The organism is Pseudomonas sp. UBA7500 (assembly GCF_002478435.1).
GTDB lineage: Bacteria > Pseudomonadota > Gammaproteobacteria > Pseudomonadales > Pseudomonadaceae > Aquipseudomonas > Aquipseudomonas palmensis.
The window spans coordinates 1-18539 of record NZ_DLNW01000013.1 but is presented as its reverse complement, the minus strand read 5'-3'; the positions used below and the strand labels follow the sequence as shown (position 1 = coordinate 18539).

The window sequence follows — 18539 nt, the reverse complement described above, 5'->3', positions numbered from 1 at the left end:
TTCATGCCTCTTGCGGGTTCAGCGCGAAGAACTCGGCTTCGCTGACAATGCGGTTGACCAGGCGGCCGACACCTTCCACTTCCACCACCACTTCATCACCCGGCACCACGTCGGCCAGGCCTTCGGGGGTGCCGGTGGCGATCATGTCGCCCGGTTGCAGGGTCATGAAGCTGGACAGGTATTCGATCAGGTAGGGGATGTCGAAGATCATGTCGCGGGTGCTGCCCTGCTGCTTGAGCTCACCGTTGATCCAGGTGCGCAGGGTGAGGTTGGACGCATCCGGCACATCGGCCACATCGACCATCCACGGGCCCACCGGGGTGGTGGCGTCGCGGTTCTTCACCCGCAGGTTGGGGCGGTAGTAGTTCTCCAGGTAGTCGCGGATCGCGTAGTCGTTGCACACCGTGTAGCCGGCCAGGTACTGCAGCGCGTCCTCGCGCCTGACGTTGCGCGCCGGCTTGCCGATCACCGCCACCAGCTCGCACTCGTAGTGCATGTACTTGACGTTGTCCGGGCGCCAGGTGACCTGGTTGTGGCCGGTGTAGGTACCGGGCGACTTGACGAAGGCCAGCGGCTCGGTGGGTGCGGCAAAGGCCAGTTCGGCGGCGTGGTCGGCGTAGTTCAGGCCCAGCGCGAACATGCTGCCGGTGGCCGGCGGCAACCACTGCACCTCGTGCTCGGCGAGCAGGCGGCCATCGGCCAGGCGCACGTTGTTGCCATCTTCCACGGTCACGGCGTGGTCCTGGCCCTGGTAACGGATACGGGCGTGTTTCATCAGCGTTGCTCCTGTTCGGCCACGATCGGGTTGGCCAGGCGGCCCAGGCCGCTGATCCGGACCTCGACCTGATCGCCTGGCAGCACGTCCACGCGGCCTTCGGGGGTGCCGGTAATCAGCACGTCGCCTGCGTGCAGGGTCATGAACTCGCTGATCTCGGCGATCAGCTGCGGGATGTTGCGCACCAGGTTGGCGGTGCTGTTGTGCTGGCGCAGTTCGCCATTGACGAACAGCTCGATGGCCAGCTGATGCGGGTCGGCCACCTGCGCGGTCGGCACCAGCTCAGGGCCGAGTACGCAGAAACCATCGCGGCACTTGGCCTTGACCGCCGGGCGGTAGTAGCTGTCTTCGGGCAGGCTGAACTCGTTGACGATGGTGTAGCCGGCCACGTGCTCCAGGGCCTGTTCGACGCTCACGCGGCTGGCGCGCTTGCCGATCACCACGCCCAGCGCCGGGCCCGGCTGCAGGCGTTCGACACCTTGCGGGTACACCACCGGGGCGCCATGGCGGTTGCGCGTGTTGGGGGTCTTGATGAACAGCACCGGCTTGACCGGGGGCTTCTGGTACGGCGCCTGTTCGAATTCGGCGAGACGCTGGTTCAGCAACCCCTGGTAGTTCAGCGCAACGCCGAACAGGGTGCCGGTGGCAACGTCGTGCAGGGCACGGCTCATGCTCTTCTCCTGGCAAGGGCAGGGCGGCAAGCACCCTGCGGGACAAATCGTTAATGTGTTAACGTTATAATTAAGATGTTAACTAAAGGCAAGCGGCGCGTGTCAGGCGTTAAGCTGCCGGCAGAACAAGAACACAGCAGGAAACCCCGTCATGAACGAACGCACGCCGATTCCCAACATCAACATCGGGCAGGTCTACGACCAGCGGTACAGCGATGCCGAGGTGCATTACGACAAGCTCGGCAACCTGGCCGGCTTTTTCGGCCGCAACATGCCGGTGCACCGCCACGACCGCTACTTTCAGGTGCATTACGTCAAGAGCGGCACGGTGCGGGTGTACCTGGACGACCAGCAGTACGTGGAGTCGGGGCCGATGTTCTTCCTTACCCCGCCGACCATCCCGCACTCGTTCGTCACCGAGCCCGACGCCGATGGCCACGTGCTGACCGTGCGCCAGCAACTGGTATGGCAACTGCTCGAAGCCGACCCTGCGCTGGCGCCTGGGCCGCAGGTGGCGCCGGCGTGCGTGGCGCTGAGCGGGCTGGAGGGACGGTTTGCCGACGAGGCGCGGCGCCTGGTGCTGCTGTTCGACGAGCTGCACCGCGAGATCAATGCCGCGCAGGTGGGCCGTGGCCCGGCGCTGGACAGCCTGACCCGGCTGATCATGCTCAGCCTGCTGCGCCTGTGCGCGCGCTCGCTGCCGGCGCGCCAGACCCGGCATGAGGACCTGCAGGTGTTCCACCGCTTCAACGAGCTGATCGAGGCGCATTACCTGGAGCACTGGCCGCTGTCGCGCTATGCGCTGGGGGTAGGGGTGACCGAGGCGCGGCTCAATGACGTGTGCCGGCGTATCGCCGACCTGCCGTCCAAGCGCCTGATCCTGGAGCGCCTGATGCAGGAAGCCAAGCGCCTGCTGCTGTTCACCGGCAGTTCGGCCAACGAGATCTGTTACAGCCTGGGCTTCAAGGACCCGGCGTACTTCAGCCGGTTTTTCCTGCGCTATGCGCAGGTGACGCCGGGCGAGTACCGCCAACGGCAGGCGGGCGTGCGCTGACATGGCATTTTTCCGTTTTTGTTGTTAGGCGCGGCAAGCGCCGCTGCCGCCATGATGGCGGTAGCGGTGTAACGGAAAAATGCCTTTTACAGGGGTGCGCTTGTACTTTTCAGAGCGCTCAGGCGGCGTTGTTCAACCACAGGTTTTCAAAACGCCAGGTGCTGAACAACGTCTGCTCCGGCGCCGCGCCGCCGACCTTGCGTGAAAACGCATCGAGCAGGTTGGCGTAGCCCCAGATCAGCAGGCCGCCCTTGTCGTACTGGATCTGCTGCGCCTGGTGAACCAGTGCGGTGCGCCTGGCCAGGTCCGGCTGGGCCATGGCCTGCAGAAACAGCTGGGTGAACTGCGGGTCGTCGAAGTGGGTCTTGTTGGCCACCGCGAACGGCGCGTCGGTGTGCATGGCGCTGGCCAGGAATGGCGCGCCGATGGTGCCGCCGGTGCTCAGCAGCCACTGGTCCTGCTGCGGGCCGTTGAAGGTGGCGCTGTCGACCTGGCGCACATCGAGGGTCACGCCGATGCGCCTGGCCTGCTCGGCCAGCACCAGCGCCGAGGCCAGCGCCGGCCCGGCGGTGGTCACCAGTTCCACCCGCAGGTGTTCCTGGCCAGCCTCGCGCAGCAGTTGCGCGGCGCGCTGCGGGTCATGGGCACGCGGGGGCAGGGCGTGGTTGAAGGTAGGGTCGAACGGGGCGTACAGGTCGTTGGCCACGCGGCCCTGGCCGTTGAGGGCGCGGCGCACCAGCTCGTCGCGGTCGGCCAGCAGGCGCAGTGCCTCGCGCACCCGCGGGTCGTTGAATGGCGGCTTGCTGGTGTTCATTTCGAACGACAGCCAGTTGCCGCTGATCGACGTCACCAGGTTCAGCCGCGGGTCGCGCTCGAGCACCTGCAACTGCTCGCTGGGCATGCCGTTGGCCATGTCGATCTGCCCGGCACGCAGCGCGGCCAGGCGCGAGACCTGGTCCTTGAAGTCGATGATCTCCAGTTCATCGGCATACGGCCTGCCGGCCTTGTAGTAGTTCTCGAAGCGGCTGAACACCGAGCGCTGGCCGGGGGTGAAACTCTTGAACCGGTAGGGCCCTGCGCCGACCGGGTTGGTGACCGGGTGATAGTCCACCGGCACGATGCCGCCGAAATTCACCCAGGTTTCCGGCAGTGGCAGGAAGCTGCGGCCGTCCTTGAAACTCAGGCGCACCGTGCGGTTGTCGAGCTTGACCAGGTTGTCGCGGTCCACCCAGTGCAGCAAGGCGGCGTAGGGCGAAGCCAGCTGCGGGTCGGTGAGGCGGCGGATCGAGAAGATCAGGTCGTCGGCATCGATGGTCTTGGCGTTGTGGAATTCCAGGCCCTGGCGCAGGCGCAGGGTCCAGCTGCGCGCGTCGCTGCTGGCCTCGGCGAACTCGGCCAGGGCCAGGCGCGGCTGCATCTGCTCGTCCCATTCCCACAGTTTGCTGTACAGCGCAAAGCCGCGCACGATGCCGCTGCCGATGGGCTTGTGGGCGTCGAGGTTGCCGGTCTGGCCGCCGTCCAGGATGCCCAGGCGCAGGCGCCCGCCGTGCCGCGGCTGGGCAACCCCGGCGGCGGGGGCGGGGGCGTCATCCGGGCCGCAGCCGCTGAGCAGGCTGGTGCCCAGCAGCAGGCCGCCGCCCATGGCCAGGCCCTGGCCGATGAACTGGCGCCGGCTGTAGTGGTTGGGGTTCATGGCTCAGGCTCCTGCCGCGCGCAACTGCGCGGTGGCCTGCACGGGCCGGCTCAGCGCCTGCCGTTCACCGCGAAAGTGCGGCAGGACGTGCTCGCCCAGGCGGTAGGCTTCTTCCAGGTGCGGGTAGCCGGCCAGGAAGAACAGGTCGATGCCCAGCGCGTTGTACTCGCGAATGCGCGCCACCACGTTGGCGTAGCTGCCCACCAGCGCCAGGCCCGGCGGGATGCCGATGTGGCTGAAGCCCGACCACACGTTGGGGTAGATGAAGAAATCGTCGAAGCCACGCTCGTCGTGCTCGGGCCGGTAGTCCTCCTCGTAGCTGAGCTTGCGCGCGGTACGCAGCCCTTCGTGGGCCGCCTTGGCCTTGGCGGCCCCCCTGGCCACGCCCTCGTCGAAAAAGCGCTTGGCTTCGGCCAGCGCCAGTGCCTCGGTCTCGCGGGCGATCACGTCAATCGACAGGCCGAAGCGGATGTCGCTGCGGCCGAACGTGAGCGCACGCTGGCGGATGTCGGCGATCAGCGCGGCGATCTCGTCGGGGTGCTCGGCGCGCATCAGGTAGAAGTCGGCATGCTTTGCAGCGAACTCGCGGGCGGCAATCGACGAGCCGGCCGTGCAGATCAGCGGCAGCTCGGCCTTTTTCTGCGGCCCGCGCAGGCCGCCGCCTTCGGCCTTGTAGAAGCGCCCGTCGTAGTGGAAGTGCTCCGAGTGCCAGTAGCCCTTGACCACATCCATGAACTCGGTGGCGCGGGCGTAGCGCTCGTCGTGCTCGGCCAGGTCGCCGACCTGGCGCTGGAGGGCGTCCGAGCCGCCGTTGATGATGTTCCACACCAGCCGGTTGCCGCTGGCGCGCTGGTAGGTGGCGGCCTGCTGCACCGCCACCCACGGGGTGTAGTGGTAGGGCTGGAACGCGGTGACGAACTTCAGCGTGCGGGTTTCGCGGGCCAGCAGCGAGCACACCGTCCAGGGCTCTTCGCCGGACGGCGCATTGACCATCAGCGCACCGCCGAAGCCGTTGATTTCGGCGGCCCGGGCAATCTGCCCCAGGTAGTCGATGTAGGTGAAGTGGTCACCGACCGCAAACCCCGACACCGCGCCGGTGCTGGCGCCGCCGGCATGCCAGTCGCCGCGGTTGCGCGGGTCGCCGGGCAGGAACTGGGTTTCACCGTGCAGCGGCAGGCGGGTAAAGAATTCGATGCTCATGGGCAGGCTCCGGGCTTAGTGCACGCTGGGGTTGCAGATAGGGGTGACGGGCTGGTCGCTGAACACCTTGCGCGCGAAGGGCAGCGAGTCCTTGAGCGAGGCATTGACCGTCTCGCTGTGGCCCAGGCCCTTGTACAGGTGGCCCTCGACCACCGAGCCGGCAGCGCAGGCGTCCTTCATCAGGCTGACCTGGGTGACGGCAGCGGGGGTCTTGTCCTCGGCGCCGGTGCCGATGAAGATCGGCTGCGCAAGCTTGAGCGTCGGGTAGGAGACCTGCGCCAGCCACGGCTTGAGTTGTGCGCCGTCGTTGGCCTTGCGCGTGTTGGCCGGGGTCAGCCCGGTGCCGATCACATCGGCGGTGAGCGACGCCAGGCAGGTGGTGCGAGCCTGTTCGAACAGTGGCAGGGCCTTGTCGGTGTAGAAGTCGCGCGGGTCGATGCTCGGGTCGTATTGCTGCGCGGCCAGCAGGGTGTAGAAACCGTAGGCCAGTGACGCGTCGACCTTGTTCGGGTCCTGCTCACCCACGTTGCTGGCGCCCACGGTGTAGATCACCCCGGTACCGACGCTGCCCTTCAGGCCCAGGTCCGGAGCGTAGGTGGGGGCATAGGCGGCAGAGGCGAAGGCCCCGGCGCCGCCCTGGGACTGGCCGACCACCAGCACCTTGTTGGCCAGGCCCGGCACCCCGCTGACCACGGCGCGGGCCGCATCGAGGATGCCGTAGGCGGCCATGCGGTTGTTCAGCAGCGGGTGGCCGCCGGGCACGCCCAGGCCCTGGTAGTCGGTGGCGACGATGGCATAGCCCTCGTTCAGCCAGCGCGCCAGGTACTGCACGTCGCGGTACGAGCGGCCCGACCAGGACGGCGCGCAGATGTCGGCCACGCCGACGGTGCCATGCCCCCAGGTGACCACCGGCCAGCCGCCGGCCGGGGCCTTGCCCTGGGGAATGAACAGCGCGCCGGAGACCGCGATCGGGGTCTTGCCGTCGATGCCGTCGGTGGAGCTGTAGAGAATGCGCAACTGGCTGGCCGCACCGGGCAGGCTGAGGGTCTGCTCCAGCGGCTCGCTGCGCAGCAACGTGCCGGGGGTGGCCGGGATCGCCTGTTCCCAGTGGTAGAACGCCGAAACGCGCCCGTCGCCCTGCAGCGGGTCGGGCGTGGGGGCGTAGGTGTCGGCGGCCATGGCGGCGCAGGAGAGGGCGAGCAGGCTCAGGCCGAAGGCCACGGAGTGCGGGAATTTCATCAGGGGCTTCCTTGGGCGAAACAACGATGCCGGGTGCAGAGCGAAAGCCGTGCCAGATGCTGAAATATTCACGCAACCTGCTGAATCAGAAGGGTTTTCCTGGTTTCATACAGACGCTGCCCAGCACCGCGCTGCTGATTTGCAAGCAACCCCCTGGGCCGGATTGCTGCTGTGGCAGCAGCGCCTCAGCAGGTGGTTTCTGATAGGTGAAATTGGAATATACAAAGATGAATTAATAATTATTTGTTCTAATTTGTTTCGTGCACTATGGGCCGGCGCTATCAATGCCAGGAATGCACCATGTCGCTGATTACCCATCCCCATGCCCGGGAACTGACCAAATCCGTTCGTGCCACCGTGCTGGTGTTCAAGGACCCTCGCTCCCAGGAACTGCTGGCCCGTATCGAGCGCCTGGCGCCGAGCGAGGCCAACACCCTGATCATCGGCGAGACCGGCACCGGCAAGGAACTGGTGGCGCGGCATATTCACCAGTTGAGCCGGCGCGGTCGCGAACCGTTCGTGGCGGTCAACTGCGGCGCCTTTGCCGAAACCCTGGTGGAGAGCGAGTTGTTCGGCCATGAAAAGGGCGCATTCACCGGGGCCACCAACAGCAAGGCGGGCTGGTTCGAGGCGGCCAATGGCGGCACGCTGTTTCTCGACGAGATCGGCGACCTGCCGTTGAACATGCAGGTCAAGCTGCTGCGTGTGCTGCAGGAACGCGAAGTGGTGCGGCTGGGGTCGCGCACGCCGATCCCGATCAACGTGCGCCTGGTGGCGGCCACCAACGTCAACCTGGCCGATGCGGTGGTGGCGGGGCACTTTCGCGAAGACCTGTTCTACCGCCTGCACGTGGCGACCATCCGCCTGCCGCCGCTGCGCGAGCGCCCCGGCGACATCCTGCCGCTGGCCGAGTTCTTTCTCGAGGAGCATTGCCAGCGCCTGGGCTACAGCCGCGCCAGCCTGAGCCTGGAGAGCGAGCGCAAGCTGCTGGGGCACAGCTGGCCAGGCAACATCCGCGAGCTGGAGAATGCCATTCACCATGCCTTGCTGGTGTGCCGCCAGCAGGTGGTACAGCCGGCCGACCTGCACCTGGTGGACATGCGTTCGGTGGGTATCCGCCAGGAGGAGAGCGCCCAGCCGCTGCGCCTGCAGACGCCCGAGGCGCCGAGCCTGGAGGCGGCGCTGACGGCGCTGTTCGAGCAGAACGTCGAGGATTTGTACGAGCATATCGAAGAGACGGTGTTTCGCACCGCGTACCGCTACTGCCACGGAAACCAGCTGCAGACCGGGCGCCTGCTCAACATCAGCCGCAACATCGTGCGGGCGCGGCTGGAGAAGATCGGCGAGCTCAAGCGTAGCGATACTGTCGGCCTGTAAGGGCCCTTCGCGGGTCCACAGGTTGTGCACCGACTTGAGGGGCTGTGAACGTTCTGTGGGAGCGGGCTTGACCCGCGATAAGGCGCCACCGGGTCAACTGATCCGCATTAATCCCCCCAACCTGAATCTGTAACCCAGTACACCTCGAAGCCATAGTAGCGGCCTCCCTGATGAGGTCCGACCATGTATCACTACGACGAATACGATCGTGCACTGGTGTTCGAGCGCGTAGCCCAGTTCCGCGACCAGGTGCAGCGCTTCACTGCCGGTGAACTGAGCGAAGAAGAATTCCTGCCACTGCGCCTGCAAAATGGCCTGTACCTGCAAAAGCATGCCTACATGCTGCGCGTGGCCATCCCCTACGGCACCCTCGGCGCCCGCCAGATGCGCACCCTGGCCAGCATCGCGCGCGACTACGACCGCGGCTACGGCCACTTCACCACGCGCCAGAACATCCAGTTCAACTGGGTCGAACTGGCCCAGGTGCCGGATATCCTGCAGCGCCTGGCCGAGGTCGACATGCATGCGATCCAGACCTCCGGCAACTGCGTGCGCAACATCACCACCGAGGCCTTCGCCGGCGTCGCCGCCGACGAGATCATCGACCCGCGCCCGCTGGCCGAGATCCTGCGCCAGTGGTCGACCATCAACCCCGAGTTCCTGTTCCTGCCGCGCAAGTTCAAGATCGCCATCTGCTCGGCCCGCCAGGACCGCGCAGCGATCATGATGCACGACATCGGCCTGTACCTTTACCGCGACGGGCGCCAGCAGATGCGCCTGCGGGTGATGGTCGGCGGCGGCCTGGGGCGCACGCCGATCCTGGGCCTGCAGATCCGCGAGGGCCTGCCGTGGGAGCACCTGCTGTCGTACGTCGAGGCCATCCTGCGGGTGTACAACCGCCATGGCCGGCGCGACAACAAGTACAAGGCGCGCATCAAGATCCTGGTCAAGGCACTGGGCATCGAGGCCTTTGCCCGTGAAGTCGAACAGGAATGGCAACACATCAAGGACGGCCCGGCGCAGCTTACCGAAGCCGAGTTCCAGCGGGTGGCCGAAGGCTTCGCGCCGCCATGCTACGCCGCGCAGCCCGACGGCGACCTGGACTACGGCACCCACCTGGCCATGGACCGCTCCTTCGCCCGCTGGGTCTCGCGCAACGTGCAGCCGCACAAGGTGGCCGGCTATGCCAGCGTGGTGCTGTCGACCAAGCCCGGCCCGGCGGCGCCCCCCGGCGACCTCACCGCCGAGCAGATGGACAACGTGGCCGACTGGTCGGAGCACTTCGGTTTCGGTGAAATCCGCATCGCCCACGAGCAGAACCTGATCCTGCCCGATGTCCGCAAGGCCGACCTGTACCCGCTGTGGCGTCTGGCCTGCGAGCAGGGCCTGGGCACCGCCAACATCGGCCTGTTGACCGATATCATCGCCTGCCCGGGCGGCGACTTCTGCGCGCTGGCCAACGCCAAGTCGATCCCCATCGCCCAGGCCATCCAGAGCCGCTTCGACGACCTCGACTACCTGCACGACCTGGGCGAGCTGAGCCTGAACATCTCGGGCTGCATCAACGCCTGTGGCCACCACCACATCGGCAACATCGGCATCCTGGGCGTCGACAAGAACGGCAGCGAGTGGTACCAGGTGACCCTGGGCGGGGCGCAGGGCAAGGCCAGCGCACTGGGCAAGGTGATCGGCCCGTCGTTCAGCGCCGCCGAGATCCCCCGCGTGATCGAGCAGATCGTGGCCACCTACTGCGCCTACCGCGAACTCGACGAGCCCTTCGTCGACACCGTGGCGCGGGTGGGGCTGGAGCCGTTCAAGGAGCGCGTCTATGCCAGGCAGCCGGAGGTGTCCACATGCGCAATGTGATCGCGATACGCCAAGGGCAGGCGCAGCTTGTGGAGGGCGACAGCTGGCAGTTGCTGCGCGAGCAGGAGGCGCCGCTGCCGACGGGCGCGCTGATTTTGCCGCTGCACCGCTGGCTGGCGCAGCCCAGTGGTTATCACGGGCTGTGGCTGGGGCCGGATGACGATGTCGAGTCGCTGCAGCTGTGGCTGGGCGTGCTGCCGCTGATCGCCATCGACTTCCCCTCGTTTCGCGATGGCCGTGGCTACAGCCAGGCCTACCTGCTGCGCACGCGGCTGGGCTGGCAGGGCGAATTGCGTGCTGTCGGCGATGTGCTGCGCGACCAGCTGAGCCACATGCGCCAGTGCGGTTTCGACAGTTTTGCCGTGCGCGAGGACAAGTCGGCAGCCGACGCGCTCAAGGGCCTGCAGGGCATGAGCGTGCTCTACGGGCGTTCGGTGATCGAGCCCAGGCCGCTGTTTCGGCGACGTTGAGTGCGTAGGGTGCTGTCGCGCCGGTGATGGAACGGGCTACCATGCAGGTTCGCCCGTTGGACAGGATGTTGCAGCATGCTTTTCAGTACCCGTACTGCCCGGCCGGCCGATGCTGAAGCCCTCAGCGACATCGCCAGCCAGACCTTCGCCCTGGCAAGCCCCGCCGATTCGTCGGCCAAGGCGCTTGCCGCCTATATCCGAGGCCATCTTCAGCCCGAACACTTCTGCCTGCACCTGATCAGCCGCGCCAAGCAATTGCGCGTGCTGGAGCATGACGGCGTGGTGGTGGGCTACACCCTGATCGACAAGGCGGCGCAGGCGCTGGGTATCGAGGCGGCCGACGGCCTGCCGGAACTGAGCCGCTGCTACGTACTGCCCGAGCACCATGGCCAGGGCGCGGCCCAGCGCCTGCTTGAGGACACCCTGGCCCAGGTGGGCGGGGCGATCCGCCTGACGGTCAACGAACACAACAGCCGGGCGATCCGCTTTTACCAACGCAATGGCTTCCGCCAGGTGGGCGAGGCCATTTTTGTCTGCGGGCCGGAACGTCACCGTGACTGGGTGATGGTGCGCGCCTGCGCCACTGCCGAACCAGAGGCTGCCGATGACTGATCTTTCTGCCTACCCAATCACCCGCAAATGGCCTGCCCGCCACCCCGAGCGCCTGCAACTGTATTCGCTGCCCACGCCCAACGGGGTGAAGGTGTCGATCATGCTCGAAGAGACGGGCCTGGCCTACGAGGCGCACAAGGTGGACTTTGCCACCGAGGATCAACTGAGCGCCGAGTTCATCTCGCTCAGTGCCAACAACAAGATCCCCGCGATCCTCGACCCGCACGGGCCGGGGGGCAAGCCGCTGGGGCTGTTCGAGTCGGGGGCGATCCTGCTGTACCTGGCCGAGAAGACCGGCCAGCTGCTGCCTGAAGACCCGGCTGCGCGCTACGAGACGATCCAGTGGCTGATGTTCCAGATGGGCGGCATCGGCCCGATGTTCGGCCAGGTGGGCTTCTTCAACAAGTTCGCCGGCAAGGCCTATGAAGACAAGCGCCCGCTGCAGCGCTACGTGGACGAGGCGCGGCGCCTGCTGGGCGTGCTGGACCGGCGCCTGCACGGGCGCGACTGGATCATGGGCGAGTACGGCATCGCGGACATCGCCACGCTGCCGTGGGTGCGCAACCTGATCGGTTTCTACGAAGCGGGGGATCTGGTGCGGATCGAGGAGTTCGTCGAGGTTCGACGCGTGCTGGAGGCGTTTCTGGCGCGGCCGGCGGTGCAGCGCGGCTTGCTGATTCCGGGTTGACCGGGTTGTGCTGCGGTCAGCGCGGGCCTGGCCCGCGCTGGCCGCAGCGCCGTCTCAGTGGCTCTGGCGCCACGTCACCTCGGTGATTCCGTACCGTTCGGCCAGTGGCTTGCTGACCTTCTTTACCTTCTCGCGCCCATAGCGCGGAATATGCCCCACCCCGGCGTCACAGCTGGCCCAGTGCCAGGCTTCGGCGTTGTCCATCGCCTCGGCACGAATCACGAAGGACTTCTGTTTGCCGTGCAATTGATAGTCGATGACGAAGAGTTTTGCGTTGTTCATGGTTCCCTGAAAATCCTTTCAACGTGGTGACCGATGCGTGTTCACTCATACCGCCTAACTAAGTACCTTCCAGCCACCAAATAATTCAGTCTGATTGTTCGACATCAGTGTTCGGCGCTGACGGTGAGGTGGCGGGCATCGGTGTCGAACACTACCTGTTCCAGCCGGTGGGCCATGCCGCAGGCCAGCGAATCGTAGGCAGGGATCACCCGTTCCTCGGCCGACAGGCAGTGGATGATGTCCAGTTTGCGCTCGGCATGGGCGGTCTCCAGTTCGAAGATCCGCGCATAGCGCTCCAGGTCGTTGTTCAGGCTCGACAGGTATTCACGCAGGCGCGAGTGGTCCACCGCGCTCTGGCTGAAGTGCCAGGTCATGGGGTGGATCAGAAACCGCGAGTGGGGCACGGCCAGGCGTTCGCTGGCGGCCAGGTACATCACGATGCCCATGGATTCGATGTTGCCCGCATTCACCGCGCTGACCGGCACCGGCAGCGACTTGAGAAAGCTGTAGATCGAGAACCCCAGGTGGGTGCTGCCGCCGATGGTCGACAGGTTGAGCAGCAGGGCGCTGGCCCCTTCGTCGATCGCCTGCAGGCAACGGTCGCGAAAGCGCTCGGTGGTGCCCTGATCGATCGGGCAGTGAAAGTGGATGACGTACTGCTTCATCAAGAGTCCTCAAGACCGACGCACCCTCGGTGCGCCGGTCGCTCGAGCGTCAGCTACGACCACCACCACTTGGTTTGCGGGTGTCAGACTTGGTGGCGTCAGGCTTCTTGTTGCCCTGGCTGCCAGCGCCGCCTCCGGAGGCCTGCCCACCTTTTTTGCCGGCTTCCGACGCCTTGTTCTTGTCGTTGGCAAAGTTTCCCGAGTTTTCTTTCTTGTCCATGATGCTGATCCTCATGTCATTGGGATGCGAAGCCTTGTGGACCTCACATAGGTGTGGAGATAGGCCACGGGGCAAAGTTTTAAAATCTTTGCGTGCATGAGACGAACGGTAAGCCCGCACGACTTTTTCATCCGCTTGGCGGGGCTGTGGAACTTTGCAGCGCAGCGCCCATTCCCTTGCATATCGACTGCAAGGGGCAGCCAAGAGGACAACGGCCATGACCGTGATGAACGCAACCCGCCCGACTGCCGACCTGGCGCAGGTTCAGGCCGGCGACCTGCTCAACCGCTACCAGGCGCTGCTGCGCGGTGACCTGGTGGGCAGTGCCGCCTGGCTGGCCGAGCAACTGCTGCGCACCCAGGGTCTGCAGGACGACCTGCCGGCAACCCCGGGCGAACTGGACGCGTGGACCGACCGGCGCACCGCCGCAGTTGCCGGCGAGTACGCCGAATACCTGGCCGGGCGCAAGGCCGGCGCGCCCCGGCGCTATTTCAGCACTCGCGCCCACGCGCTATACTTTCTGCACCATGTGGCCCCCACCAAGGCGGTGGACGGCGCCTGGCTGCACGGGCTGCTGCGACACTGGGCCGACCCGCGCTATCACGGGCTGATCCGTATCTACCTCGAAGAGCTGGGCGATGGCGACCCGGCCTGCAACCATGTGCTGATCTATCGCCGCCTGCTGGCCGAGGCCGGTTGCCACGAGCCGGTGCCGCTGCCCGACGAGCGTTACCTGCAAGGCTGCCTGCAACTGGCGCTGGGGGCCAACAGCGACATGTTCCTGCCCGAGGTGATCGGCTACAACCTGGGCTATGAGCAACTGCCGTTGCACCTGCTGATCAGCGCCTACGAGCTCGACGAACTGGGCCTGGATGCCCAGTACTTTCGCCTGCACGTCACCATCGACAACGCCAGCAGCGGCCATGCACGCAAGGCCGTGCAGGCCCTGCAGCAGTTGCGCCCGGAGCAGGACGACGGGCGTTTCTACCAGCGCGTGGCCGCCGGCTACCGGCTCAACGACCTGGGCCAGGGCTCGGCGGCGATCATCGCAGGCTTTGACCTGGAGGCCGAGGTGGTGGCGCTGCTCGAACGCAAGCGCGCCTTCGGCCAGCACATGCATTCGGACTACTGCCGCTTCCAGGGGCGCACCGTCAATCAATGGCTGGCCGAGCCGGGCAGCATGCCGGGCTTTCTTGGCGTGCTGGAACAGAAGGGTTGGATCAAACGCGGGCAGGACCCACAGCTCAGCCGCTTCTGGCAGGTGATCGAGGGGCCGGGCGCGGCGATGTTCGGGGTGTTCAGCGTGTATGAAAAGCAGCTGCTGCATGACTGGATTGCCGGCGACTGGCAGCCGGCCGGCAACCCCGAGCGTACCCAGGGCAGCGCCCTGCAACCCTCGATGCCTTCGGACGACACCGCGCTCGACATCGAGCTGCAGGCGCTGCCCGCACAGTGCCGTATCGAACGCCTGATCGACGCCATGGCCGGCAACCGCCATGCACTGCCGCGCGGCCTGCAGGCCACGCGGATGTACCGCCAGCTCACCGGCCTAAACTGAAGGAGTGCACCATGCTGCTGAACACCTGCCAGCCTGAAGCGGACAAGGCCCTGCTGCAACTGGGCCGGCGCCTGCAGGCCGACGGCTACCGCTTCACCTGCGTCACCCCGCTGACCCAGCAGCGCAACAACGAGCGCCAGAGCGCGGCGCGGGCGCGCACCCTGCGCGACATTTTCGGCTGGAACCGTCCGTTCACCGCTTCGCTGCTGTCGGCTGACGAACTGGCGCAGATGCGCGTGGCACAGATTCTCGACGAAGACGGCGACTGCTGGCGCAGCCGGGTGCGCTGGTCGAGCCTGGAGGACCTGCTGTTCGTGCATTCGGGCTTTCCCACCACGCAGGCCGATGCGGTGTTCTTCGGGCCCGACAGCTATCGCTTCGCACACTTCATCGCCAGCCACCTGCAGGGCCGCTTCAGCGAAATCAACCACGCGGTGGATATCGGCTGCGGGGCCGGGGTAGGGGCGATACTGATCGGCCGTGCACGCCGGCACGCCCAGGTCACCGCGCTGGACATCAACCCCGACGCCCTGCGCCTGAGCGCGATCAACGTGGCCCTGGCCGGGCTGGCCAATGTGTCGGTGGCGCACAGCGATGTACTGCAGGGCATTACCGGCAACTTCGACCTGATCGTCGCCAACCCGCCGTACATGCTCGATGCCGGCCGCCGCGCCTATCGGCACGGTGGCGGCAGCCTGGGCGCCGACCTGTCGCTGCGCATCGTCAACGAGGCAATCGGGCGCCTGAGCCAGGGCGGCACGCTGCTGCTGTACACCGGGGTGGCGATGGTCGACGGGCACGACCCGTTCCTTGCCGCCATCCGTGCCCAGCTCACCGCCCCGCAATGGTCGTGGCACTACCAGGAGCTGGACCCTGACGTGTTTGGCGAGCAACTGCTCGAACCTGGCTACGAGCAGGTCGAGCGCATTGCAGCGGTGGGGCTGACGGTGACGCGCAACGGCTGAACATGCCGGTGCGGTTTCATTGCCCCGGTCAATCAGATGCCGGGGGCTGTATTGGAGTTTTCGATTTGAATGTCGGGCCCGGGGGGCCCTTACTAGTGGTTACACCTGAGACATCGAGGGTTGCATCATGCCAATGAACGGAGTGTGTGATCTGGAACTGCGTCGCCTGATAGAAGGCGCCTTTCTGCCATGGCGCTGTGAAGTGGCGTGCAGCGACGGATTGGCGCTGACCATCCACCTGCCGGCCGATGCCGAGTATGCCGAGCTTACGGTCACGGGTATCCAGCTGAGCGCCTTGCCCGACGTGCGGGCCATCGCGGACCTGGTGGGTCAGATCCGCGAAGAGCGCCGCACCATGGGCCTGCAGCCGCGCAGGCTGTACCGCGCCTGACCCCCATGCGCCCGGCTAGCCCAGGCCGGCCGGGCGCAGGTATTCCGGTTGCAGGGTGTTGAACCAGAACAGGATCATCGACACCAGGATGGTCACCTGCACCAGCAACCCCACCCCCCACACGCTGGCCGAGTACAGCAGGCCGTCTTCCTTGCGGATGCGCATGAAGGTCGGCAGACCGGTGAACAGCAGAAAGGTCGCGTACACCGTGGCCGCGCCCAGTATCGTGACCGCCAGCCAACGGCTCGGGTACAGCCCGGCCAGCCCGGCTATGAAATACGGTGTGGCGGTGTAGGCAGCAAAGCCGATGCACTGGTTGAGGGTGGGGCGTGCATCGAAGGTACGCGACATCCAGCGGATGAATGCCCCCATCAGCACCGTGCCCGCCATGATCGCCAGAAACAGCAGGATGCACAGCTGCAACGCGCTGCTGGCACTCAGGCGCACGTTCTCGTTTTCGGCCAGGCTCCAGCCCACCGAGGTGATCCCGATGAACAGGCATACGGTGGGGATCAGTGCCAGCAACAGCAGGTGTGACAGGTAGTGACGCGGGTGGGCTTCCTCGTCGTGGCGAATATCGGCCCACGCCGAGTTGGGTTGGGTGAACAGCTTGACCAGGTGGCTTGTCATGGCGGTCTCCGGTACCGGGGCGAAAGGGCCCCTCGTGTTCTGTGGAGGTCACAAAGCGGCCAGGGTTTCATCGGCTTTGCCGCAAGCGGACCAACTGCCTTGAACCATTGCGCGCGCCGGCCGGTCACTTCTTGCAGGGGCGCCAAACGGCGCTACCGATGACGACCATCACCTTCAGGAGTCAAGACCATGGACCAACAGACCTGTGCCTGCCCGGACTGCAACTGCAAGGTCGGCGACAACCCCGTGCAACGCGAAGGCAAGTCTTATTGCTGTCAGGCCTGCGCCGATCATCACCCGGCCGGCAAACCCTGTTCTGCCAGTGGCTGCGGCTGCGCCAGGCAGGCCCCCACGCACTGAGGCACTGAACCGTACCGGAGGATCCCGATGTCGACGCCAAAACCCAGCAACCAGTACAGCATGCGCAACCCGCTGACCCAGTACCCGCAACCGCCGTTTCCGGCCCAGGGCCAATCGGCGCCTGGGCTGGACAGCGGCATGCAACCCAAGCCGGACCACGGTGAGCACAGCTACCAGGGCTTTGGCCGGCTCCAGGGGCGCAAGGCGCTGATCACGGGCGCCGACTCCGGGATCGGCCGTGCGGTGGCCATCGCCTTTGCCCGCGAGGGTGCGGACATCGTGCTCAACTACCTGCCCATCGAGCACAGCGATGCCAAGGAGGTCATCCAGTTGATCGAGGCCGAGGGCCGGCGTGCCATCGCCTTGCCGGGCGACCTCAAGGACGAGGCCTTTTGCCGCGAACTGGTCAGCCAGGCCCACGACCAGTTGGGTGGGCTGGACATCCTGGTCAACGTGGCAGGCAAGCAGGTGGCGCGCAAGCAGGTGGGCCAGGTCAGCAGCGAGCAGTTCGACGCCACCATGAAGACCAACGTGTACGCGCTGTTCTGGCTGTGCCAGGCGGCCGTGCCGCTGATGCCGGCCGGGGCCACCATCATCAATACCGCATCGATCCAGTCGTACCAGCCGTCGGCGACCCTGCTCGACTACGCCACCACCAAGGCGGCGATCGTGGCCTTTACCAAGGCCCTGGCCAAGCAGGTGATCGAGCGCGGCATCCGTGTCAACGCGGTGGCACCGGGGCCGATCTGGACGGTGCTGCAGCCCAGCGGCGGGCAGCCGCCGGAGAAGATCCCCGACTTCGGCGGGCACACGCCGATGAAGCGCCCCGGCCAGCCGGCCGAGTGTGCGCCGCTGTACGTGCTGCTGGCGTCGCAGGAATCCAGTTACATCACCGGTGAAGTGTTCGGCGTGACCGGTGGCAACCCATTGCCTTAGGCGAGGAGACGAGCATGGCCAGCAGGGCGATCTGGAAGGGCGCGATCAGTTTCGGGCTGGTGCATATCCCGGTGTCGCTGACCACGGCGGTCAGCAGCGACCGGGTCGATTTCGACTGGCTCGACAAGCGCAGCATGGACCCGGTGGGCTACAAGCGGGTGAACAAGGTCACCGGCAAGGAGATCGACAAGGAGCATATCGTCAAGGGCGTGGCGTTCGAGAAGGGCCGCTATGTGGTGATCAGCGAGGACGAGATCCGCAAGGCGCGGCCTGAGGCCACCCAGACCATCGATATCTTCTCGTTCGTGGGCAGTGACGAGATCCCGCTGCAGCACTTCGACACGCCGTACTACCTGGCGCCGGACAAGCGCGGTGGCAAGGTCTATGCGCTGCTGCGCCAGACCCTGGAGAGCACTGGCAAGGTGGCGCTGGCCAAGGTGGTGCTGCATACCCAGCAGCACCTGGCGCTGCTGCGCCCGCTGGAGGACGCCCTGGTGATGATCACCCTGCGCTGGCCCGATGAGGTCCGCGGGCTCGAAGGGCTGGAGCTGGACAAGAGCGTGAGCGCGGCCACGGTGGACAAGAAGGAGCTGCAGATGGCCAAGCGTCTGGTGGAGGACATGGCCGGGCACTGGACGCCGCAGGAGTACCACAACGACTTCAAGGACACCATCATGGCGCTGGTGGAAGAGAAGGCCAGCCAGGGCAAGATCGCCACCGTGGAGGCGCCCGAAGACCAGGCAGCAGGCAAGGGGGCGGACATCATCGACCTCACCGAGCTGCTCAAGCGCAGCTTGGGTGGGGGCAAGAAGGCGCCGGCCAAGAAGGCCGCACCTTCGCGCAAGAAAGCCTGACCGCGGCGGCTTCATCGCGGGTCGAGCCCGCTC

General features: G+C 66.0%; 21 protein-coding genes. 12 read left to right on the top strand and 9 right to left on the bottom strand.

Features of this window, described 5'->3' with window-relative positions:
* Nucleotide 1 precedes the first annotated feature (1 nt).
* Nucleotides 2-775, bottom strand: a complete 774-nt coding sequence (locus tag B4I46_RS06950) for a fumarylacetoacetate hydrolase family protein (protein ID WP_054914429.1) — start codon at nt 773-775, stop codon at nt 2-4.
* Nucleotides 775-1446 carry a fumarylacetoacetate hydrolase family protein gene (locus B4I46_RS06945; protein ID WP_043860075.1) on the bottom strand — a complete coding sequence of 224 codons (672 nt, stop codon included), beginning with the start codon at nt 1444-1446 and terminating at the stop codon, nt 775-777. The genes B4I46_RS06950 and B4I46_RS06945 overlap by 1 nt, the downstream gene beginning before the upstream one ends.
* 151 nt (nt 1447-1597) lie before the next feature.
* Between B4I46_RS06945 and hpaA the strand changes: the two genes are divergently transcribed.
* Complete coding sequence (gene hpaA / locus B4I46_RS06940) at nt 1598-2500, top strand: 4-hydroxyphenylacetate catabolism regulatory protein HpaA (protein WP_043860076.1); 903 nt, start codon at nt 1598-1600, stop codon at nt 2498-2500.
* A 118-nt stretch (nt 2501-2618) separates the two neighbouring features.
* On the opposite strand, the gene B4I46_RS06935 is transcribed toward hpaA, so the two are convergent.
* From B4I46_RS06935 to B4I46_RS06925, 3 genes are read right to left on the bottom strand one after another with little or no spacing between them, the layout of a single operon-like run.
* Nucleotides 2619-4193: an ABC transporter substrate-binding protein gene (locus B4I46_RS06935; protein WP_054914430.1), complete on the bottom strand. Its 1575-nt coding sequence runs from the start codon at nt 4191-4193 to the stop codon at nt 2619-2621.
* 3 nt (nt 4194-4196) lie between these two features.
* Nucleotides 4197-5393, bottom strand: a complete 1197-nt coding sequence (locus B4I46_RS06930; protein WP_058540253.1) for an LLM class flavin-dependent oxidoreductase — start codon at nt 5391-5393, stop codon at nt 4197-4199.
* A 15-nt stretch (nt 5394-5408) separates the two neighbouring features.
* Nucleotides 5409-6632 (bottom strand): lipase family protein, encoded by a 1224-nt coding sequence (locus B4I46_RS06925; protein ID WP_286899263.1) that lies wholly within the window; start codon nt 6630-6632, stop codon nt 5409-5411.
* A 300-nt stretch (nt 6633-6932) separates the two neighbouring features.
* Here B4I46_RS06925 and B4I46_RS06920 point away from each other — a divergent pair, with 300 nt between their 5' ends.
* The 5 genes from B4I46_RS06920 to B4I46_RS06900 all read left to right on the top strand — a co-directional run bounded on the left by B4I46_RS06920 (nt 6933) and on the right by B4I46_RS06900 (nt 11645).
* Complete coding sequence (locus tag B4I46_RS06920; protein WP_043860049.1) at nt 6933-8009, top strand: sigma-54 interaction domain-containing protein; 1077 nt, start codon at nt 6933-6935, stop codon at nt 8007-8009.
* 183 nt (nt 8010-8192) lie between these two features.
* Nucleotides 8193-9875: a nitrite/sulfite reductase gene (locus B4I46_RS06915; protein WP_043860048.1), complete on the top strand. Its 1683-nt coding sequence runs from the start codon at nt 8193-8195 to the stop codon at nt 9873-9875.
* Nucleotides 9863-10345 (top strand): DUF934 domain-containing protein, encoded by a 483-nt coding sequence (locus B4I46_RS06910; protein ID WP_043860047.1) that lies wholly within the window; start codon nt 9863-9865, stop codon nt 10343-10345. The genes B4I46_RS06915 and B4I46_RS06910 overlap by 13 nt, the downstream gene beginning before the upstream one ends.
* A 75-nt stretch (nt 10346-10420) precedes the next feature.
* On the top strand, nt 10421-10957 hold the full coding sequence (locus B4I46_RS06905) for a GNAT family N-acetyltransferase (RefSeq protein ID WP_043860046.1): 537 nt from the start codon (nt 10421-10423) through the stop codon (nt 10955-10957).
* Nucleotides 10950-11645, top strand: coding sequence for a glutathione S-transferase N-terminal domain-containing protein (locus tag B4I46_RS06900; protein WP_043860045.1), 696 nt, complete (start codon nt 10950-10952; stop codon nt 11643-11645). The genes B4I46_RS06905 and B4I46_RS06900 overlap by 8 nt, the downstream gene beginning before the upstream one ends.
* Nucleotides 11646-11699: 54 nt before the next feature.
* On the opposite strand, the gene B4I46_RS06895 is transcribed toward B4I46_RS06900, so the two are convergent.
* The 3 genes from B4I46_RS06895 to B4I46_RS06885 all read right to left on the bottom strand — a co-directional run bounded on the left by B4I46_RS06895 (nt 11700) and on the right by B4I46_RS06885 (nt 12815).
* Nucleotides 11700-11927, bottom strand: coding sequence for a DUF6555 family protein (locus B4I46_RS06895; protein ID WP_043860044.1), 228 nt, complete (start codon nt 11925-11927; stop codon nt 11700-11702).
* Between the two features lie 104 nt (nt 11928-12031).
* Nucleotides 12032-12592, bottom strand: a complete 561-nt coding sequence (locus B4I46_RS06890; protein ID WP_043860043.1) for an ATP-dependent Clp protease proteolytic subunit — start codon at nt 12590-12592, stop codon at nt 12032-12034.
* A 49-nt stretch (nt 12593-12641) separates the two neighbouring features.
* Nucleotides 12642-12815, bottom strand: a complete 174-nt coding sequence (locus B4I46_RS06885; RefSeq protein WP_370409158.1) for a KGG domain-containing protein — start codon at nt 12813-12815, stop codon at nt 12642-12644.
* A 214-nt stretch (nt 12816-13029) separates the two neighbouring features.
* On the opposite strand from B4I46_RS06885, the gene B4I46_RS06880 reads away from it, so the two are divergent.
* The 3 genes from B4I46_RS06880 (at nt 13030) to B4I46_RS06870 (ending at nt 15726) form a co-directional block, all read left to right on the top strand.
* Nucleotides 13030-14370 carry an iron-containing redox enzyme family protein gene (locus B4I46_RS06880; protein ID WP_100632708.1) on the top strand — a complete coding sequence of 447 codons (1341 nt, stop codon included), beginning with the start codon at nt 13030-13032 and terminating at the stop codon, nt 14368-14370.
* Between the two features lie 11 nt (nt 14371-14381).
* Complete coding sequence (locus B4I46_RS06875; RefSeq protein ID WP_043860041.1) at nt 14382-15335, top strand: methyltransferase; 954 nt, start codon at nt 14382-14384, stop codon at nt 15333-15335.
* A 127-nt stretch (nt 15336-15462) separates the two neighbouring features.
* Nucleotides 15463-15726, top strand: coding sequence for a DUF1652 domain-containing protein (locus B4I46_RS06870; RefSeq protein ID WP_043860040.1), 264 nt, complete (start codon nt 15463-15465; stop codon nt 15724-15726).
* 15 nt (nt 15727-15741) lie between these two features.
* Here the strand turns inward: B4I46_RS06870 and B4I46_RS06865 are convergent, their stop codons facing one another.
* On the bottom strand, nt 15742-16356 hold the full coding sequence (locus B4I46_RS06865; protein WP_043860039.1) for a Yip1 family protein: 615 nt from the start codon (nt 16354-16356) through the stop codon (nt 15742-15744).
* 189 nt (nt 16357-16545) lie between these two features.
* Here B4I46_RS06865 and B4I46_RS06860 point away from each other — a divergent pair, with 189 nt between their 5' ends.
* From B4I46_RS06860 to B4I46_RS06850, 3 genes are read left to right on the top strand one after another with little or no spacing between them, the layout of a single operon-like run.
* Nucleotides 16546-16716: a metallothionein gene (locus B4I46_RS06860; protein ID WP_043860038.1), complete on the top strand. Its 171-nt coding sequence runs from the start codon at nt 16546-16548 to the stop codon at nt 16714-16716.
* Nucleotides 16717-16743: 27 nt separating this feature from the next.
* Nucleotides 16744-17652 carry an SDR family oxidoreductase gene (locus B4I46_RS06855; protein ID WP_043860037.1) on the top strand — a complete coding sequence of 303 codons (909 nt, stop codon included), beginning with the start codon at nt 16744-16746 and terminating at the stop codon, nt 17650-17652.
* 14 nt (nt 17653-17666) lie between these two features.
* Nucleotides 17667-18506 carry a Ku protein gene (locus B4I46_RS06850; RefSeq protein WP_116053872.1) on the top strand — a complete coding sequence of 280 codons (840 nt, stop codon included), beginning with the start codon at nt 17667-17669 and terminating at the stop codon, nt 18504-18506.
* Nucleotides 18507-18539 lie beyond the last annotated feature (33 nt).

Excerpts from the sequence above, each read along its gene's own strand:
- B4I46_RS06915 (WP_043860048.1), top strand. The coding sequence starts at position 8,193 with ATGTATCACTACGACGAATACGATCGTGCACTGGTGTTCGAGCGCGTA.
- B4I46_RS06950 (WP_054914429.1), bottom strand. The coding sequence starts at position 775 with ATGAAACACGCCCGTATCCGTTACCAGGGCCAGGACCACGCCGTGACC.
- B4I46_RS06920 (WP_043860049.1), top strand. The coding sequence starts at position 6,933 with ATGTCGCTGATTACCCATCCCCATGCCCGGGAACTGACCAAATCCGTT.
- B4I46_RS06930 (WP_058540253.1), bottom strand. The coding sequence starts at position 5,393 with ATGAGCATCGAATTCTTTACCCGCCTGCCGCTGCACGGTGAAACCCAG.
- B4I46_RS06895 (WP_043860044.1), bottom strand. The coding sequence starts at position 11,927 with ATGAACAACGCAAAACTCTTCGTCATCGACTATCAATTGCACGGCAAA.
- B4I46_RS06910 (WP_043860047.1), top strand. The coding sequence starts at position 9,863 with ATGCGCAATGTGATCGCGATACGCCAAGGGCAGGCGCAGCTTGTGGAG.
- B4I46_RS06905 (WP_043860046.1), top strand. The coding sequence starts at position 10,421 with ATGCTTTTCAGTACCCGTACTGCCCGGCCGGCCGATGCTGAAGCCCTC.
- B4I46_RS06880 (WP_100632708.1), top strand. The coding sequence starts at position 13,030 with ATGACCGTGATGAACGCAACCCGCCCGACTGCCGACCTGGCGCAGGTT.
- B4I46_RS06870 (WP_043860040.1), top strand. The coding sequence starts at position 15,463 with ATGCCAATGAACGGAGTGTGTGATCTGGAACTGCGTCGCCTGATAGAA.
- B4I46_RS06900 (WP_043860045.1), top strand. The coding sequence starts at position 10,950 with ATGACTGATCTTTCTGCCTACCCAATCACCCGCAAATGGCCTGCCCGC.
- B4I46_RS06890 (WP_043860043.1), bottom strand. The coding sequence starts at position 12,592 with ATGAAGCAGTACGTCATCCACTTTCACTGCCCGATCGATCAGGGCACC.
- B4I46_RS06865 (WP_043860039.1), bottom strand. The coding sequence starts at position 16,356 with ATGACAAGCCACCTGGTCAAGCTGTTCACCCAACCCAACTCGGCGTGG.
- B4I46_RS06935 (WP_054914430.1), bottom strand. The coding sequence starts at position 4,193 with ATGAACCCCAACCACTACAGCCGGCGCCAGTTCATCGGCCAGGGCCTG.
- B4I46_RS06945 (WP_043860075.1), bottom strand. The coding sequence starts at position 1,446 with ATGAGCCGTGCCCTGCACGACGTTGCCACCGGCACCCTGTTCGGCGTT.
- B4I46_RS06860 (WP_043860038.1), top strand. The coding sequence starts at position 16,546 with ATGGACCAACAGACCTGTGCCTGCCCGGACTGCAACTGCAAGGTCGGC.
- hpaA (WP_043860076.1), top strand. The coding sequence starts at position 1,598 with ATGAACGAACGCACGCCGATTCCCAACATCAACATCGGGCAGGTCTAC.
- B4I46_RS06875 (WP_043860041.1), top strand. The coding sequence starts at position 14,382 with ATGCTGCTGAACACCTGCCAGCCTGAAGCGGACAAGGCCCTGCTGCAA.
- B4I46_RS06850 (WP_116053872.1), top strand. The coding sequence starts at position 17,667 with ATGGCCAGCAGGGCGATCTGGAAGGGCGCGATCAGTTTCGGGCTGGTG.
- B4I46_RS06855 (WP_043860037.1), top strand. The coding sequence starts at position 16,744 with ATGTCGACGCCAAAACCCAGCAACCAGTACAGCATGCGCAACCCGCTG.
- B4I46_RS06925 (WP_286899263.1), bottom strand. The coding sequence starts at position 6,632 with ATGAAATTCCCGCACTCCGTGGCCTTCGGCCTGAGCCTGCTCGCCCTC.